The following is an 18,668-nucleotide window of genomic DNA, read 5'->3' on the forward strand; positions in this document are numbered from 1 at the left end:
AATTATTATATAGTATTAATTATATTTTTAAAAGAAAAAAGTTTGTATTTCTAAGATAATAATATATGAAGTTATTGAGAACCAGAGGCAATCAAGGATTCCATTGCATAGCTAGCGACATAGGCCTCAATAGTTGCAGCAATAACGGATAGTGCTATTAACAATGAAAATATAACCAAATACTGAATTAATGGCTGAATAATTGGTTTCGATATTTTTCTAGAAAACAACTTATTCAGCAAGGTTAATGAAAAAATCATGGCAAAACTTCCTGCAACAATATAAAGTGGTATCGTTAATATATTTTGGGGTGCAATGGACAGAGCGGCTAAGAAAAAACCCTTCAAACCAATTTGGTTCACCAAAAATCCGACAGAAAAACCCACAACCAATCCTTTTAAAAACAATAATATCCATACGATCGGCAGACCAATCACAGAAAGGCCTAGAATCAATAATAAAAATAAGTATTTTGCGTGGTAAAAAAAACTGCTCTTAAAAACCTCGTTTTTTTCAATAGAGTTGCCTTCTTGAATTTGAAGGAAAAAGCGTTCCAAATAAAAGAATAAATCTTGTTTCTGTACAAAATTCATACTGTTAACAAGGATCGCTCCAAATATAATTCCAGTTAAAAACAAAATAATCATGAATACATAAACTGTGGCATGTTCTTTAACATGATTAATAGCTACATTTCTTTTTTTATACATCGGAATCCTCCATTCGAATCAAGCAATACTTCTTCTGTATCTACTTTAAAACTATGAAGAATTCCATTGAAACATACCAAAAATCTATTTTTATTTTTTCGCTAGCCTAGTCTACATTCTCTATTTTTCCGTATTTTCCGCCTCCGCCAGCTTTTATCGACATCCTGCCTTCTCGATTTCGGATGATATAATCTGCTAGTTTTTCTGATACAACTTCTATTAATTCATCATGTGGTACGTGATGAATTATGTTCATTTCAGTTTGAAATGAACTTATTAATTTCTCGAAAGTTTTCGGGCCAAGTTTTGGTAAATATTCTAATGGAACTTGATAAATATATGGAGGTCTACTGACTATCTCTTCCTGAGCATTAGCTAATTCCTTAATTCGATCGAATACGCCTTTAACTATTTTCTTTGAACCACAGCTTGTACATTTATCGTCTCGAGGAGATAGTGCCTCCAAACAATCTACACAGACAGTTGTATGGTATTTTCCAAGCTGTGGATTCATACCAAAATTCCGTTGTATTTTTCGCCCCTCAACTTGATGTAGCGCATAATAAAACTCTTTAAAAGACGGTTCTTTCATTAATATTTCCTGATACTCTCGTGCGATTTTCGGTAAGGAGTGGGCATCTGAATTTGAAACAAATGTATAATCATGCAGTTCTTCTATCTGATCAGCCATCTCAGTATCTGAACTTAGTCCCAATTCCACGCCATCAATTAAGTCTGGATCAAGTATTTCTTTTAACGATGACTTCACCCCTTTACCATAAAGACTTTTAAAAGGAGTAAAAACATGCGCGGGGATAAAAATTCCTGCCAACTCTTTTACTTTGTGTTGTAGTTCTTTTGCTGTTCCATAATAACGCTGTGAGCTCAATGTAATATTTTTCATCCTGGTTGTGAGCCACTCGGAAAAAATTTCAATCTTTGCCAATGTAGGAAAATAGCAAAGCACATGAAGTGGTCCTTGACATTCATCGTCATATACCTCGATTTCTGAGCCTAATAATAAGATCACATGCTCAAAGCGAATGCCACCATCTTCGAGTTCATAAGCCTCCCCCTCTTTTATTAAATTTTTAATTTCTTGTTGTACAGCTGGGGCTTGACTATCGATAACTCCAATCAAATTGATTCCCTTGCGGCGGCTTGATTCACGTAAAACATTTGTCAGCGTCAGATTCTTTGCTGCTGTTATTTTGACAGGGTGGTTGTATAAATCACGTCCTATATGGATGTGCATATCAGCAAAATATGACTTTAGTATATTATCGTTTTTCTCTTGAAATTTGTGCTCTGCCGACATCATTTAAATCTCCTTCTTTTCACTTGTCACTATCATATTTCAATTGTTCATCTCCAGCATTTCTAAATGTAGAATAGCATAATTTGTTTTAGCATCGTGGATCTGTTCATCCTTAATATATTGTTTAGCCTCTTCTAGAGTAAGCTCAATAACTTCAACGAACTCATCTTCATCTCCGGCAACAGGGTGATCCAACTTGTGTAAATCAGCCGTTAAATAAATATACATCAGCTCATCTGCAAAACCAGGAGACGTATAAAAAGACGTTACGAAAGAGAGTTGGTCTGTTGTGTAACCTGTCTCTTCTTCTAGTTCCCTTACAGCTGTCGTTTCCGGCTTTTCACCTTTTTCAAGCTTTCCGGCCGGAATTTCTATTATAGCTTTTTCAAGTGGCTTACGGTACTGCTTAACAAATACAATTTTGTTATCTTTTGTAATAGGGATCACTGCTACAGCTCCAGAATGTTTGATTAACTCTCGCTTGGCTGTTTTACCATTTGGTAGTGTTACGTCATCCACTTGTAAATCAACAATTTTCCCTTGATAGATTTGCTCTGTTTTAATTGTTTGTTCCTCAAATTGTTTCATTTTATCAACACCTCGTTAGTTTAGATTTGCAACCAACGGACGCTTGATCGGTGGTAGTCTACTCGGCGTAATGTCCTCCAACTAATTTGCTTCGCTGTAAGGCCGTGCCTGCTGACGTAAACGACACAGCTCTTAGTAAAGCATCTTGCCCATACTTATCACGAACAGCATCCATTGTATAGCCTAGTTGGCGTTCCCTGGTTCGATCTTTTTGGAAAAGTTGTAACTGTATTGTTTGGTCTTCACCTATATTACTTAAAGAAATTGAGATTTTACGTACCGTTTTATGAATAAAAAACTTTTTAAATAAATACATACACGCCTGATATATTTCTATCGTTATATTTGTAGGAGAAATCAAAGTATGCGAACGGTAGAATCCACCTCCGCCCTCTGTTTCACTATAGCCTATTCCTAGGCTAATCGTTCTGCCGACTTTACGATCATGTCGGGCTCTCTTTCCAATTTCTTCACACATTTCTAGAATAACATAACTAACGTCCCTGGGGTTATGATAATCCTTAAGTAAAATCTGGCTTTTACCGTAGCTGATTTGTCCATTTAAAATTGGTGCCCCTAATTCTGATAAATCCACACCATTTGCATGGTAAAAAAGTTGACCGCCCATAATGCCAAAGGTCTTTTGTAGTTGCGTTAATGAATAGTTGGCTAGCTGTCCAACTGTAGAAATTCCCATTCTGTTTAAGCGTTTTTCAAGTCGATGGCCAATGCCCCACATCTGTGATAAAGGTGACAATGGCCATAACATGTCCGGCACGTCTGAATAAGCACAACGAGCAATTTGCGATTTATTATTTTTAGCTTCTAAATCCAAACATAATTTCGCTAACAGCATATTAGGCCCGATGCCAATTGCTGAAGTTAAACCAAATGTATCTTCTATTTCTTGTTTGATTAAAATCGCTACATCTTTAGATTTTCCCCAAAGCTTATTTGTGCCATCAATTTCCAGGAAGCTTTCATCAACACTATACGTGTGAATGGCTTCTTTAGGAACATACTTATTAAAAAGTCGACTAATCTCAGTTGAAATTTGTAAATACAAATTCATTTGCGCAGAGACAGTAATAATTTGTTCATTTTTAGGTATTTCAAAAAGCCGGCTTCCTGTACGAATGCCAAATTCTTTTTTTAATCGAGGCGTTGCCGCTAATACAACACTGCCTCTTCGATTTAAATCAGCAACAACGGCCAGTCGATCTGTAAGTGGATCAAGACCTTCAACAAGTGCAGCACAACTGGCATAAAAGCTCTTCATATCTATACATAGAATATGTCGATTCGGAAAGACATTATAATCAATTTGAGGATTCATTTATATGCACCTCTTTTTAAAAATCTCACTTATAATAATAGTATACGAATATATGTTCCCTGTTCAAGCTCTATTATTTTCCAGTTTATTAAAAATATGTGGGTCGAACACTTTCCCATTATAATAATAAATAGGTTGGGACATAAGTATTTTAGTTAATTTAAAAGCGAACGTATTAAAGTATATTTATATAAATATACACCTTTTCAAGTCAGCGTAGGAAAAATATGTAGACTCCTGGGACTGCAGCAAGCTTCGTCCCACCGAAAACCTTTGTGGGAGATGAGGCCAGACGCGCCCCCACAGTGCGTCATGAATGTTGGAAGGCTAATATTCGCGACGTCCTGTGAGGGCGCCTTCATGACCAACATCCTGTTGGCCCGGGGCTCATCAGCCGCCCACGAAAAGCGAAGTATTTTCCGAAGCGAATAACGCTTACTTAAAAATGTTCGTCGTTTAACCAATTCTTATTTTTGTCCCAACCTTTATTAACACATTATTTATACTGCATGATAAGATAATATACCTTCAATCACTTCCTGTTGAATAAGTCCTTGACTTTCGAGAAAATCAAGCTGCCCGGTAGTCTCTGATAGTGTTAAATCGAGTTGGGTTTCATAACGCTTTGGAAATAATTTTTGGGTGACTTGAAAAGGTGTCATGGATGTATTCTCTAACAAGGTCAATACTTTTTTCGCACGTTGTTCTTGCCTCGAAAGACGTGTAGGAATAAGTTCATCAATATTATCGATTATTGATCCGTGCCCCGGTAAAACTTGCTGGATTCCAAGTGTTAAACACTTCTGTAAATTGTTTCGATATTGAAGTAGTGGTTTAGGACGCTTTTGTTCTCCTAGTGGGGGTGGCTCCAGAAGAGGATTTGAGGAGATATGCTTCAGAATATGATCACCACCTATAAAGAGGCCATCACTTTGTCTTAAAAAAGATAAGTGACTTTGAGCATGACCTGCGGTTTCAACTACTTGCCATTCTGGATGACCTGGCAGATAATCCCCCTCGTTAATAATACTTGTTAAATTCCCTCTACCTGCCAAGTTTAATTGACCATGTAACTTATCAATAATGGAAAGGTATTTTTCAGGTACACCACAAGTAATGAAAAAATCTTTAAAGAAATTTTCATAATGTTGAAAGAACGTCTCATCTCTTGTTAACCAAGCATTTAAATCTTCATGTGCGATAATACTTTCAACTCTGGGAAATTCTTCGATTAACCCAATATGGTCTGGGTGATGATGGGTTAATATAATTTGTTCAATATCATTTGGGAAATAACCTAATTCCTTTAATTGCGTTTGAACCGCTTCCCAAGCCTGCTTTGTCTTGACACCGGCATCTACTAATGACATGGTATCTCCCTTAATTAAATAAACATGAACATCCCCTACAGCAAAAGGAGTGGGAATCGTTATCTGACTAATTGTTTGATTTAATACTTTCATATTTAATCCTCCAAATATAATGAATGGTGATTCATTTTCTTTTCATTCTACATTTTTTCCCAGTAAAAGTCACGCACAACCTTTTTTGTATGTGCTTTTTGATGAGACCCAATTAGCTTCAAATTGACATTCACGTTAAAATAAAACACAATCTAATACAAGAGGTGAAAAAATGCCTATTGATATAATTGCTCATCGAGGAGCAAGTAGACATGCTCCTGAAAATACACTTCCTGCCTTTCAACTTGCATATGAACTCGGTGCAGATGGAATTGAGACTGATGTTCATCTAACAAAAGATAATGTTCCTGTTCTTATTCATGACGAGACTTTAAAACGCACGGCACGTCATCCTGGTTATATTAAAGACTTCACCTATACGCAGCTAAAGGGATTTGATGTAGGCAGCTGGTTTGGAAACGATTATTTAGACACGCCCATATTGTCTTTAGAAGATTTTTTGAAATGGATTAAACCAAAAAATTTGAATTTAAATATAGAATTAAAAAATAATAAAATCGACTATCACCTTCTGGAATATATCGTATACGAAATGCTGGATCACTTTGAGCTTATCGAGCGCACAACTCTATCTACATTCAATCACTATAGTATCAAACGAATGAATTCACTGGATATTGAAACCGCTCTGTTAACGTCTAGACGGCGTTGGAATCTTGTTAAATACGGGAAGCTACTAGGAGCAGATACTCTGCACATCAAGCATACATTATTGACCCCTCGATTCATAAAGCAATCACGAAAAAAAGATGTTGCAGTTCAAGTGTATACTGTAAATAGGACAAAACAAATCTTAAAATGTTTTAATTATGAATGTCGAGGTATTTTAACAGATGTACCGCAGAAAGCTCTAAAATTAAGAGGTGAGTTAAAATGGAACTAATATTTTTGGGAACAGGAGCTGGGGTCCCGTCGAAAGAGCGAAATGTATCAGCTATTGCATTATCTATTTTAGAAGAAGTGAACAACATATGGTTATTTGATTGTGGTGAAGCCACCCAACATCAAATATTGCACACTTCTATTAAACCTCGAAAGATTAATAAAATATTTATTACTCATTTACACGGCGACCATCTCTTTGGATTACCTGGCCTGTTAAGTAGCCGTTCTTTTCAGGGAGGAGATAGCCCATTAACAATTTATGGACCTAAAGGCATTAAGCAGTTTATCGATGTATCTCTAAAAGCGAGCGGTTCTCATTTAACATATCCTCTTGAGATAATCGAATTATCTAGCGGAATTCTTTTTGCGGATAGCCAATTCGAAGTTTCCTGTCAAAAGCTTGAACATGGTGTACCTAGTTACGGTTTTCGAATTAAAGAAAAAGATAAAATTGGTGAACTAAAAGTTGATAAGTTAAAAGATATAGGGATAACTCCTGGGCCCATCTACAAGAAAATTAAAGAGCATGAAACAATCGAGTTATCTGATGGACGGATCATTCATAGAAAAGATTTTATTGGCCCTCCAAAAAAAGGAAGGGTTTTGTCTATTCTCGGCGATACGAGATCTACAAGTAAGAATGTTTCTTTCATTGAGGATTCCGATGTCCTAATACATGAAGCAACATTTGAAGATGAAGCACAAGAACAGGCTCGTAAATATTTTCATTCAACAACGACTGAGGCTGCTCAATTGGCAAAAGACGGCCATGTGAAAAAACTAATTTTAACACATATTTCTTCACGCTATCAAAAGGAAGATTTACCACGTCTTCTTAAAGAAGCACAAGCTATTTTTCCAAACACAACTTTAGCTGAGGATTTTTCTAGATTTAATGTTAAATACCAACATTAAAGGTGGGAGTACCGATAATGGATATTGAAAACATCGTAAAAATACAACAAGACTTTTTTAACAATCAAACATTCGATTATGAATATCGTATAAAACAACTTGAAATACTCAGACAAATGCTTAAAAATTACGAAGACGACATTTATTATGCTTTACGAGAAGATTTAAATAAATCTCGTTTTGAAACTTTGACAACTGAGTTGAGTGTACTTTATACGGAAATTGACTTTGCTTTAAAACATCTTAAAGACTGGATGAAGCCAGAAAAAGTAAAAGCGCCAATCACTCATAAAGGAACAAAAAATTATATATATAAAGAACCATACGGCGTCACTTTAATTATTTCGTCCTGGAATTATCCACTTCAACTTGCCATTGCTCCTGCAATTGGAGCTATTGCGGCTGGGAATACAGTTATAATCAAACCATCTGAAGCGGCTGTTGCAACATCTCGTCTCTTATCAAACATGATAGAAACAACATTTCCTAAAGAATACTTTACTGTCGTAGAGGGAGGAAAAGAAACGAATCAAGCTTTGCTTAGTGAATCTTTTGATTATATCTTTTTTACAGGTAGTGCTAAAGTTGGCAAAATTATAATGCAAAAAGCAAGTGCAACATTAACCCCCGTTACCTTAGAATTAGGTGGCAAAAGCCCTGCTATAATAAATCAAGATGCCAATATTAAATTAGCTGCTAAACGAGTCGCTTGGGGGAAATTTACCAATGCAGGTCAAACTTGTGTAGCTCCTGATTTCATTTATGTTCACGATACAATTAAAACTAAATTTTTACGAGCACTTATCAAACAAATTAAAGCATTTTACGGTAAAAATCCATTGAAAAATAGAGACTATGTACGGATTATTAACCATAACCATTATAAACATGTGGAAAGATTTTTAGATGATGAGATGATTATTTATGGGGGGGATAGAGATGAAGATAGATTATTGATTGCTCCCACTCTTCTTGATAATATATCTTGGAATGATTCTGTTATGCAAGAAGAAATTTTCGGACCAGTCTTGCCTATTTTATCTTTTGAAACTTTGGATGATGCATTAATGAATATAAAGAAAATGGAAAAACCACTTGCCCTTTACTATTTTGGAGAAGATGAAACGCAACAAGACAAAGTTATTGCGGACTTATCTTTTGGTGGAGGAAGCATCAATGATACATTATACCATCTAGCAAATCCTCATCTTCCATTCGGTGGCGTGGGCACGAGCGGTATGGGATCTTATCATGGCAAGTATAGTTTCAATACATTCTCCCATGATAAATCAATTATGAAGCAAACAACTAAATTTGATGTACCCTTTCGCTACCCCGGCGGAAAATTGACAGAAACGATTATTAAAAAAGTAATGAGTAAATTTTAAAAGACAAGACCATGCGTACAAAACCTGTATGAACTGTAATTGAGCAAGTCCGAACGGCTACCGCGTGCAAGGATTTATTAACATCCAATACGATAGAGACGCTCTCTCGAGTAATTTTTAATAATTCTGAACGAGAGAGACGTTTTCTCTATAGTTCTTTTACATAAAAAGTGGAAAGATATCTAAAACGAGTTAATCGATCCTCACCGTGATAATGTGTTATTTTAAGTCTCTTTAATACCATTTTTCAGCCATTTTGCTGTCACTGTTTCAGTGTTTAACAACTCTTCTGGTGTTCCCTCAAACATTACATAACCGCCTCTTTTTCCTCCTCCAGGACCTAATTCGATGACCCAATCACACGCCGCTATAAAGTCTAGATTGTGCTCGATAATGATAACCGAATTACCTTTGTTAACAAGGTTTTGAAATACTTCTAAAAGCTTCCCGTTATCTTTTGCGTGCAGCCCTAAAGATGGTTCATCTAATAGATAAATTTGTCCTTCTTTCTTAAGTTGGCTTGCTAACTTTAAACGCTGGACTTCCCCTCCGCTTAGAGAACTTGTCGTCTGTCCTAAGGTTAGATATTCTAACCCTACGTCCTTTAGCGTATTCACTCTGTTTATGATCTTCGGTCTCTTAAAGAAGGTCAGAGCCTCAACGATTGTTAAATTTAAAACCTCTACTATATTTTTATCTTTGTATCGAAAAGATAAAGCTTCATCTGAATATCTCGTCCCGCCACATGTTTCACATGAGATGGATATCGGATCAGCAAATGCAACATCTGGTGTGGTCACCCCTTTTCCCTCACAAACAGGACAGGCTCCTAAAGAATTAAAAGTGAACAGACCTGCTGGTTCTCCTGTCTCTTTTGAGAATATAGAACGAATATCATCCATAATTCCCATATAGGTGGCCAAGGTCGAACGGCTAGAAATCCCTATTCTATTTTGTCCTGCCATGATGGTTTCTGGATATTTTTCTGCGAATGCATCCAACATTAAAGAACTTTTCCCTGAACCAGACACGCCACATACTGAAACTAAGACATTTTTAGGAATACTCACATCGATATTTTTTAAATTATTATTATTTACCCCTTTAATTGTATAGTAATTTTTTATTCCCCTTGGACTTTTATTTATTTTAATTTTATGGTCCAGGGTTGTGGCGGCTTTAGATTTTTTAAGTTCGTGTGTCTTCCCTTGATGAACAACAACTCCTCCATTTACACCTGCTCCGGGACCCATTTCGATAACTTCATCAGCTTCTTTTATAATTGATAAATCATGTTCAATAATAATAACAGTGTTATGATGGGTTTTAATATTTTTTAACATCCGAATGAGCATATTCACTTCTTCTGGATGAAGTCCTGCACTTGGCTCATCGAAAATATAAGTAATATTGTTTAGACTGCTTCCTAAATGACGTGCGATTTTCACTCTTTGTGCTTCACCACCGGAAAGCGTACTCATTTTTCTTGATAGGCTAAGATATCCTAACCCCATGTCGACAAGCTGTTTCAAATGTGGAATTGCTTGTTGTGCTATCGATTCACCCAGAGGTTTTTTTATCTTCGTTAATTCTTCTAGTAATTCCGTAATCTCTAATCGGTCATACTCCGCGATATTTAAACCGTTTATCTTACATTTTAACACTTTTGGATTGAGTCCCGAACCTAAGCACGTTGGGCACAAGACTTGATTTGACACTGCCAGCACGTCTTCCTGTGATATTTGTTTCAGCTTAGAGACATCTCTATTTATATACAGGCGTGTGAACCTAGGTAATAATCCATCCCATTCATGATCTTGAGGCCCATTCTTGGTATGAAACGGCGCATAAACTTTCTTTCCCTTCAGAGGACCATATATAAATAAGCGAAGCTTTTCATCGGAGTAATTTTTAATCGGTTTATCTGGGTCAAATAATCCCCCCGTCATCATCCATCTACCTTGCCAACCTGAAGGCGATAATGGTTTAAATTTCACAGCATAGTCTCGAAGTGATTTATCAAAATCAATCATTTTATTTAAATCAGGCGAAATGACTCTTCCAAAACCATTACATTCAGGACATCTACCAAAAGAACTTTGGCTTGAGAAATCTGTCGCAGAGGTGATAGACGGCCTTCCAATCCGAGAGAATAGAAGTCGAATTAATGGATGGATATCCATATAGGTGCCCACAGTTGAACGGGAATTACCTCCTGCTTGTCGTTGCTCGACAACGACAACTGGGCTCAAGTTTTTCATAAGGTCGGCATGTGGTCTCTCGTACCTTGGCATTTGATTTCTAACATAGAGAGGATAGTTTAGAGTCATTTGTCTTCTGCTTTCTGTTGCTAATGTGTCAAAAACGACTGAACTTTTTCCTGAACCCGATAAGCCGGTAAAAACAGTGATTTTTTCTTTTAATATATTTAAATTAATATTTTTTAAATTATTCTCTTTAAGTCCTCTTAAAACAATCTCATCCTTTATCTCGAACATTCTATCATCCTTTCTAATTTTATACTAAAAAACAACGGCTCAACTTAACCGTTGTTTTAAATACTAATTTAAAAATCTCCTTCCATAACAGATATTTTATCAGGTTTATTTACTTTTTATAATCATCTAAGAAATCTTTTTGAAAGCTGGTACGCGGTTCCTCGTCATCCTGATCATTAACCATTTCTAACGACTTAAACGGATTTTTTCCATACTTTTCTGAAAGTGTATCAATCGTATGATAAAGTTTTTCTTTTTCAGCTTCTTTTTTATATGTGAATAAATCTAGTTGCTTACCGAGTTGCTTTTTTTCTTCAATATCCTGCACAGTAATCCCAAGAAGCCTAATAGGTTGCATGTTCCAGTGTAATTGCCAAAGCTCATTAGCAATTTCAATAATATCTTCTTTTGTATCAATAAACATCTGAAGCTTCTTGCTCCTTGTGATTGTTTTACGATCGTGATACCGAATCATAAGCTGGACGCTTCGACCAGCAGCTTTTTTTCGTTTCAGTCGGCGCTCAACATTATCTGCTAAAGTATGCATTAATCGCCTTATTTCTATCTCATTTGTAGTATCTTGAGATAATGTTTGAGAGCTTCCAATACTTTTGTATTCATTTACAGCATCAGGGTCGACTTCTCTTAAATCAATCCCATTTGCACGATTCTTTAGCCGCTCTCCATTAACTCCTAATAGTTGTTTTAATGTGTAAACATCTTTATTTGCAAGCTGACCAATAGTTTTCACGTTAATAGTAGATAATTTTTCTTTCGTTTTCTCACCAACTCCGTGCATTTCTTCAATTGGTAACGGCCATAATATGCGACTGATATCCCTCTTACGTAAAATAGTCAGACCCATTGGTTTCTCCATATCCGAGGCCATTTTTGCTAAAAATTTATTCGGTGCAATTCCAATACTACACGGTATATCAAGCGTAGACATAATTTGTTGTTGTATCTCTTCCGCAAGAGTTATAGGGTCACTCGTCTCTATGTCTGTTACGTCCATATAACCTTCATCAATTGAGACGGGTTCCACGAGTGGGGTTAATTCAGATAGCATTTTAAAAATTTCTCTAGAGGCTTGGCGATATCGATTAAAATTAGGGCGCATCACGGTCAAATCAGGACAGAGCCTCCGTGCCTGCCAGAGCGGCATCGTTGTTTTTATCCCCTTTGCTCGTGCTTCATAACTACTCGTTACAATAATACCCTTTCGTTCTTCTGGATTGCCTGCAATAGCGAGTGGCTTTCCTTTCAATTTAGGATCATACGCCATCTCAACCGATGCATAAAAACAATTCATATCAATATGAAAAATAATCCGTCCCTTGCGCTTTTGCTGTTGTTTAATAAGCATATAAACCACCCTTTTAGAACGGTTGTTTGCATCTTAATTATAGCATAGTCAATGTGTTTTTGTACTTAGAAGCTCCAAACTAAGAAAGGTAAAAAAAGAATCCTTGATTGTAGGATTCTTTTTTTATTAATTATAAACCTTATTCAGTAGCTACTTCTTTAATAATCGATGTAATTAACTCTGCTATTTTAATTAACTCTTCGACAGGCATGCGTTCATTTGTTGTATGAATATCTTCATAACCAACAGCAAGGTTTACTGTCGGGATACCAAACCCTGCAATGACATTCGCATCGCTTCCTCCACCACTTTTAACAAGTTGGCTGTCACGTCCAATCGTTTTGACTGCTCGTTTCGCTATTTCCACAACTTGGTCGCCATCTTTTTGATTGAAACCAGGGTACATAATTTCTATTTGAACATCTGCTTCTCCACCCAATTCATTAGCAGTTGATTCAAAGGCCTCTTTCATTTTGTTTGCTTGTTTCTCCATTTTCTCAGGAACTAACGACCTCGTTTCAGCCAAAATTTCAACATAATCACAAACGATATTTGTTTGCTGACCACCTTCAAAGCGCCCGATATTCGCTGTCGTTTCTTCATCAATTCGACCGAGGGGCATTTTAGAAATAGCTTTAGCCGCGAGTGTGATGGCGGAAACTCCTTCTTCTGGAGCTACTCCCGCATGGGCTGTTTTCCCATTAATTTTAGCAAATATCTTAGCTTGAGTAGGAGCAGCGACAACGATATCCCCAACTTTTCCATTACTATCGATTGCATAACCATATGACGCATTCAATAATGAAGAATCAAGTGCTTTTGCACCAACCAGACCTGATTCTTCACCTACAGTGATTACAAATTGAATATCCCCATGGTCAATCTTCTGTTCTTGGATAACTCGAATAGCTTCTAATATAGCAGCGAGTCCAGCCTTATCATCTGCACCTAATATCGTTGTACCGTCTGTGGTAATGTAGCCATCCTTAATTGAAGGTTTCACACCTTTACCTGGGACAACTGTATCCATATGGGATGTAAAGTAGATAGGATCAGCTGCTGCCTTTGTTCCTTTTAATGTACAGATCAAGTTTCCTGCACCATGACCCGTTTTTTCCTTTGCGTTGTCTTCAACAACTTCTAATCCTAAATCTGTAAACTTCTTTTTTAGTACACCGGCAATTTCTGTTTCAAATTTTGTTTCAGAATCAATTTGAACCAATTCTAAAAATTCTTCGGTAAGTCTTTCCTGATTAACTGTGATCATTGCTGTTTATCCTCCTATGTTTAAACATCAGCTTTTTATAATGGTATATTTCCATGTTTCTTCTTCGGTCGATCTTCTTCTTTATCCTTTAACATGTCCAAAGCCTGAATTAACTTTATCCGTGTTTCCCTAGGATCTATGACATCATCTACCATACCTAGCCCAGCAGCAATATAAGGATTTGCGAATTTCTCGCGATAAGTGTCAATTTTTTCTTGGCGTGTCGCTTCAGGGGTATCACTTTCTGCAATATCTTTAGCAAAAATTATATTTGCAGCCCCTTCTGGTCCCATCACAGCAATTTCTGCGTTTGGCCAAGCATACACAAGGTCGGCACCAATTGATTTACTATTTAATGCCACATAAGCTCCTCCATATGCTTTCCTTGTAATCACGGTTATTTTTGGAACGGTAGCTTCGGAATACGCATATAAAATTTTAGCTCCGTGTCTTATAATACCCCCATGTTCCTGTTTTACGCCAGGGAAAAATCCTGTCACATCTTCAAATGTTATCAAAGGAATATTAAAGGAATCACAAAACCTTATAAATCTAGCTGTTTTATCACTAGAGTCAATGTCAAGTCCCCCAGCTAAATATTTTGGTTGATTACAGATAAGGCCAACAGATTTCCCATTAATACGTGCAAATCCAACCACAATATTTTTAGCGAACTCTTCATGGATTTCAAAGAAACTATCTGGATCGACAACCTCATTAATGATTTTTTTGACATCATAAGGTCTAGTTGAGTCATAAGGAACTATATCAGTTAACTCTGAACAAAAATTATCATCTAATTCAACTGGTTTATGGTGTGGCTTCTGATTGTTATTGTCTGGGAGATAACTAAGTAGATCACGAACAGCATCTAATGCTTCTTGTTCAGTTTCTGTTTTGAGATGGGCATTTCCGCTTTTGGAATTATGGACGTGTGCTCCCCCTAATTCTTCCGAAGAAATGTTCTCTCCTGTTACTGTCTCAATAACTTTGGGACCTGTGATAAACATTTGCGATGTTTTTTCAACCATAATCACAAAATCGGTAATGGCAGGCGAATACACAGCTCCCCCTGCACTTGGCCCCATGATGACTGAAATTTGCGGGATTACACCCGAATAAATTGAATTACGGTAAAAGACTTGTCCATATCCGTCAAGTGAAGAAACGCCCTCTTGAATTCTAGCACCACCAGAATCATTAAGCCCTATAAAAGGAACCCCATTTTTAGCAGCCAGATCCATCACGTTAGCTATTTTCTTTCCATGCATCTCTCCTAATGCTCCCCCATAAACCGTAAAATCTTGAGCAAATAGGTAAACTGGCCTCCCATTTATCTTTCCATAGCCGGTGACGACACCTTCACCTTTCCCTACAGAGTTATCCATTCCGAAATCCGTACTGCGATGTTCTATAAATGTGTTAAGTTCAACGAAGCTGTCTTTATCTAATAAGTAGTCAATTCTTTCTCTAGCAGTCAATTTACCTCGGTCGTGCTGCCGTCTAATCCTATCGTCGCCGCCCCCAAGTTCAGCTTGTCTTCGTTTATCATATAATTCATTGATTTTATCAAAGATGTCCATTATACATTCTCCTCATCGTGTTCATAAAGTTCAATTAAAACACTATTAGCAGCTTTAGGATGGATAAAGCCGACTTGAGAATTATTTGCGCCTACCCTGGGAGATGTATCAATTAGTCGAACACCATTTTTTTTATAATAATTAAGACGTTCCTCTAGATTATCTACCTCTAAAGCAATATGATGAACTCCTTCACCTTTATTTTGAATAAATCGGTGGATGGTTGACTTTTCGTTAAGTGGCTCTAAAAGTTCTAACATAGATTCCCCTATTTTTAAAAAAGCAACTTTAACGGATTCAGACTCAACTTTCTCAACTGCTTTTAATTCTAAATTTAATATATCAGTGTAAAATGATAACGATTCTTCAATATTTTTTACTGCGATGCCAATATGGGCGATTTTTTTCGGTGCTGTATTGACCACTGATTCATCTTGATGTCCAAGTAACTCTTTAATATAGTTAGCAAGGGCGTCAGTTGATGCTCCACTTGTGAAAACTTTTTTAATGCCTTTTTCAAGCAAATAAGGAATATCTTCACTAGGAATAACGCCCCCGCCAATGACTGGTATATCACTTGCATCATGTTTATCAAGTTCCTCGATTATTTTCGGAAATAACGAATTATGTGCTCCTGAGAGAGAGGACACTCCAATAACATCAACATCCTCTTGAATAGCTGCTTGCGCTATTTGAGCTGGTGATTGTCTAAGTCCCGTATAAATGACTTCCATTCCATGGTCACGTAGAGCTTGTGAAATGACGAGTGCACCTCTATCATGTCCATCAAGTCCTGGCTTTGCAATAAGAACTCTAGTATTTGCCATCATGTTTCCCCCTATAAACCGGTGTATTCTCCAAATTCATCCCTTAATACATTACAAATTTCTCCAACTGAAGCATAGACTTTGACAGCATCTAAAATATACGGTATTAAGTTAGTTTTTTCATTTTTAGCATGTTCGCGTATTGTGACCAAGGCCTTTTCTACAGCCTCTTGGTCTCGTTTTTTGCGAATATTATCGAAACTATCAACTTGAGCTTTTTCCAGCTTTTCATCTACTTTTAATAGATCTGGGTTAACCTCTTCATCGAGTTTAAATTCATTTAAACCGACAATTATTTCTTCGCCACTTTCAATTTTCTTCTGAGTGTCATAAGCTTCATGCTGTATTTCACGTTGCATAAATCCTTCTTCCACGGCTTGAACTGCTCCACCTATTTCTTCAATTCTATCAAGATATGCTTCAATCTCTTCCTCGATTTTATCAGTTAATTCCTCAACGAAGTAAGAGCCCCCCAAAGGATCGACTGTATCTGCCACCCCACTCTCGTGAGCGATGATTTGTTGGGTTCTTAAAGCAATCCGTGCTGATTCTTCAGTTGGCAGAGATAAAGCTTCATCCCTCGAATTGGTATGTAGACTTTGAGTTCCACCCATCACTGCCGCGAGCGCTTGCAATGTTACTCTAACAATATTATTATCTGGCTGTTGAGCCGTTAATGTTGATCCTCCTGTTTGAGTATGAAAACGTAATTTCCAGCTCTTTGGATTTTGAGCTTTGTATTTATCCTTCATCAGCTTTGCCCAAATACGTCTAGCTGCTCTGAATTTAGCTATCTCTTCAAAAAAGTTATTATGAGCATTAAAGAAAAATGCTAGACGTGGAGCAAATGAGTCAATGTCTAATCCAGATTCTAGAGCTGCATCCACATACGCCATCCCATTTGCTAGTGTAAAAGCAGCTTCTTGAACAGCTGTTGAGCCAGCCTCGCGTATATGATACCCAGAAATACTAATAGTGTTGAATTTGGGAACATAAGACTGACAATATTCGAATATATTGGTAATTAAGCGCATTGACGGTTTAGGTGGAAATATATAAGTACCTCTAGCAATGTATTCTTTTAATATATCATTTTGGATAGTCCCTGTTAGCTCTTCTACAGGAACACCCTGTTTTTCCCCAACCGCAATATACATACAAAGTAAAATAGAAGCAGGTGCATTGATCGTCATTGATGTGCTCACTTTATCAAGTGGTATATTATCAAGTAGTTGTTCCATATCATGTAACGTATCTATAGCCACTCCTACCTTACCGACTTCACCTTCTGCCATTAAATCATCAGAATCATACCCAATTTGTGTAGGTAAATCAAAAGCAACTGATAAACCTGTTTGTCCTTGATCTAACAGATATCTGAAACGTTTATTAGTTTCAGACGCTGAACCAAATCCAGCATATTGCCGCATAGTCCAAAAACGGCTTCGGTACATAGTAGGCTGAATTCCTCGTGTGAAAGGATATGTATCAGGGAAGCCTAATTTTTCATTATATTCTGTATCACCCTTAGGGTAATACAGTCGCTCAACTTCAATATCAGACGATGTTTTGAAACTATCTTTTCGTTCGGGGAAGCGTTGTTGCGTTTTTTCTACCGTTTGCTTCCACTTTTGTTCTTGTTCCCGAGTGTTCATTGTTATAATTCCTCCAAACAATAATAAAGTTTTTATGATAGCGGTTGCAATCCGACAAATAAAACTTGTCTGATCCTTCGTTTCACGTTAAAATAAGGTTAGATATGCTGATTGAGGGGGATTTTAATGTCTACAAAAAAGCAAAAACAAAAGTATGTTCCAAGAAGGAAGTCTAAACGTGAAAAGCGTATGAAAGTTGCTATTTATGTTATGGTTGCTGCTATGTTGCTATCTTTATTTACCAGTGGGCTTGCGTTTTTAATATAAATAATATGTATTGTAGATTAAGACCTAATTACAATTGTAATGATGGTCTTTTTTATTAGATTAAAGATAAAGCCTTCTAATAAAATGAGGCTGACCCCCAATCTGTGAGACAGCCTCATCAATTTACAATCTATCCTTATACTTCTTCACAATGTTCTTCAAAAATATTTTGGAGCTTAGTTATAACATCCATAGCAGTAAAGCCTTCAATATCATGGCGTTCTAACATTGTAACGATTTTACCATCCTTTAAAAAAGCAAAAGATGGAGATGATGGTGGATAACCTTCAAAGTAAGTACGGGCTTCTTCCGTCGCTTCGCGGTCTTGTCCAGCAAACACAGTTACTAAATGATCTGGTCGTTTATCATAATGGATTGAATTAGCCGCGGCCGGGCGAGCTACACCACCTGCACAACCGCAGACTGAATTGATCATAACAAGGGTTGTTCCATCTCGTTTCAGCGCCTGATCAACATCTTCTGGTGTCTTCAACTCTTCGTATCCAGCTTCTCTAATGTCTTGACGGGCAACATCTACAACATCGTTCATAAATATATCGAAGTCCATGTAAAGTCATCTC

16 protein-coding genes are annotated in these 18,668 nt (G+C 36.9%); 4 read left to right on the forward strand and 12 right to left on the reverse strand.

Going from position 1 to position 18,668, the window contains the following annotated elements; translation table 11 throughout:
• Positions 1-71 precede the first annotated feature (71 nt).
• From spoIIM to KQI49_RS05700, 5 genes are all read right to left on the reverse strand, one after another.
• On the reverse strand, positions 72-710 hold the full coding sequence (gene spoIIM / locus KQI49_RS05680; protein ID WP_216487405.1) for a stage II sporulation protein M: 639 nt from the start codon (positions 708-710) through the stop codon (positions 72-74).
• A 106-nt stretch (positions 711-816) separates the two neighbouring features.
• The gene (locus KQI49_RS05685; RefSeq protein ID WP_253286695.1) at positions 817-2,028 is read right to left on the reverse strand and encodes an endonuclease Q family protein; all 1,212 of its coding nucleotides are present in this window, start codon (positions 2,026-2,028) and stop codon (positions 817-819) included.
• Positions 2,029-2,067: 39 nt separating this feature from the next.
• Positions 2,068-2,616 (reverse strand): NUDIX hydrolase, encoded by a 549-nt coding sequence (locus KQI49_RS05690; RefSeq protein ID WP_216487406.1) that lies wholly within the window; start codon positions 2,614-2,616, stop codon positions 2,068-2,070.
• A gap of 58 nt (positions 2,617-2,674) precedes the next feature.
• On the reverse strand, positions 2,675-3,952 hold the full coding sequence (locus KQI49_RS05695) for a Y-family DNA polymerase (RefSeq protein WP_216487407.1): 1,278 nt from the start codon (positions 3,950-3,952) through the stop codon (positions 2,675-2,677).
• Between the two features lie 500 nt (positions 3,953-4,452).
• Positions 4,453-5,415, reverse strand: a complete 963-nt coding sequence (locus KQI49_RS05700) for an MBL fold metallo-hydrolase (RefSeq protein ID WP_216487408.1) — start codon at positions 5,413-5,415, stop codon at positions 4,453-4,455.
• Positions 5,416-5,587: 172 nt separating this feature from the next.
• Between KQI49_RS05700 and KQI49_RS05705 the strand changes: the two genes are divergently transcribed.
• Genes KQI49_RS05705 through KQI49_RS05715 form a run of 3 tightly spaced genes read left to right on the forward strand, consistent with a single transcriptional unit; the run spans position 5,588 to position 8,624 of the window.
• A complete protein-coding gene (locus KQI49_RS05705; RefSeq protein ID WP_216487409.1) occupies positions 5,588-6,319 on the forward strand; it encodes a glycerophosphodiester phosphodiesterase in 732 nt (243 codons plus the stop codon).
• Complete coding sequence (gene rnz, locus KQI49_RS05710) at positions 6,310-7,236, forward strand: ribonuclease Z (protein ID WP_216487410.1); 927 nt, start codon at positions 6,310-6,312, stop codon at positions 7,234-7,236. Before KQI49_RS05705 ends, rnz begins: the two co-directional genes overlap by 10 nt.
• A gap of 17 nt (positions 7,237-7,253) precedes the next feature.
• Positions 7,254-8,624 (forward strand): aldehyde dehydrogenase, encoded by a 1,371-nt coding sequence (locus KQI49_RS05715; RefSeq protein WP_216487411.1) that lies wholly within the window; start codon positions 7,254-7,256, stop codon positions 8,622-8,624.
• A gap of 224 nt (positions 8,625-8,848) precedes the next feature.
• Here the strand turns inward: KQI49_RS05715 and KQI49_RS05720 are convergent, their stop codons facing one another.
• The 6 genes from KQI49_RS05720 to KQI49_RS05745 form a co-directional block, all read right to left on the reverse strand.
• The gene (locus KQI49_RS05720; RefSeq protein ID WP_216487412.1) at positions 8,849-11,122 is read right to left on the reverse strand and encodes an ATP-binding cassette domain-containing protein; all 2,274 of its coding nucleotides are present in this window, start codon (positions 11,120-11,122) and stop codon (positions 8,849-8,851) included.
• A 109-nt stretch (positions 11,123-11,231) separates the two neighbouring features.
• The gene (locus KQI49_RS05725) at positions 11,232-12,482 is read right to left on the reverse strand and encodes a DNA polymerase IV (RefSeq protein WP_371817529.1); all 1,251 of its coding nucleotides are present in this window, start codon (positions 12,480-12,482) and stop codon (positions 11,232-11,234) included.
• A gap of 145 nt (positions 12,483-12,627) precedes the next feature.
• Positions 12,628-13,755 (reverse strand): M20/M25/M40 family metallo-hydrolase, encoded by a 1,128-nt coding sequence (locus tag KQI49_RS05730; RefSeq protein WP_216487414.1) that lies wholly within the window; start codon positions 13,753-13,755, stop codon positions 12,628-12,630.
• Between the two features lie 35 nt (positions 13,756-13,790).
• Positions 13,791-15,338, reverse strand: a complete 1,548-nt coding sequence (locus KQI49_RS05735; RefSeq protein WP_216487415.1) for an acyl-CoA carboxylase subunit beta — start codon at positions 15,336-15,338, stop codon at positions 13,791-13,793.
• The gene (gene mce / locus KQI49_RS05740; protein WP_216487416.1) at positions 15,338-16,165 is read right to left on the reverse strand and encodes a methylmalonyl-CoA epimerase; all 828 of its coding nucleotides are present in this window, start codon (positions 16,163-16,165) and stop codon (positions 15,338-15,340) included. The genes KQI49_RS05735 and mce overlap by 1 nt, the downstream gene beginning before the upstream one ends.
• An 11-nt stretch (positions 16,166-16,176) precedes the next feature.
• Positions 16,177-17,820 carry an acyl-CoA mutase large subunit family protein gene (locus tag KQI49_RS05745; protein WP_216487417.1) on the reverse strand — a complete coding sequence of 548 codons (1,644 nt, stop codon included), beginning with the start codon at positions 17,818-17,820 and terminating at the stop codon, positions 16,177-16,179.
• Between the two features lie 126 nt (positions 17,821-17,946).
• Here KQI49_RS05745 and prli42 point away from each other — a divergent pair, with 126 nt between their 5' ends.
• Positions 17,947-18,087 (forward strand): stressosome-associated protein Prli42, encoded by a 141-nt coding sequence (prli42, locus tag KQI49_RS05750; protein ID WP_216487418.1) that lies wholly within the window; start codon positions 17,947-17,949, stop codon positions 18,085-18,087.
• Between the two features lie 136 nt (positions 18,088-18,223).
• Here the strand turns inward: prli42 and KQI49_RS05755 are convergent, their stop codons facing one another.
• A complete protein-coding gene (locus tag KQI49_RS05755) occupies positions 18,224-18,655 on the reverse strand; it encodes a BrxA/BrxB family bacilliredoxin (protein WP_216487419.1) in 432 nt (143 codons plus the stop codon).
• Between the last annotated feature and the right edge of the window lie 13 nt (positions 18,656-18,668).

This window comes from Virgibacillus sp. MSJ-26, assembly GCF_018918075.1.
Lineage (GTDB): Bacteria > Bacillota > Bacilli > Bacillales > Amphibacillaceae > MSJ-26.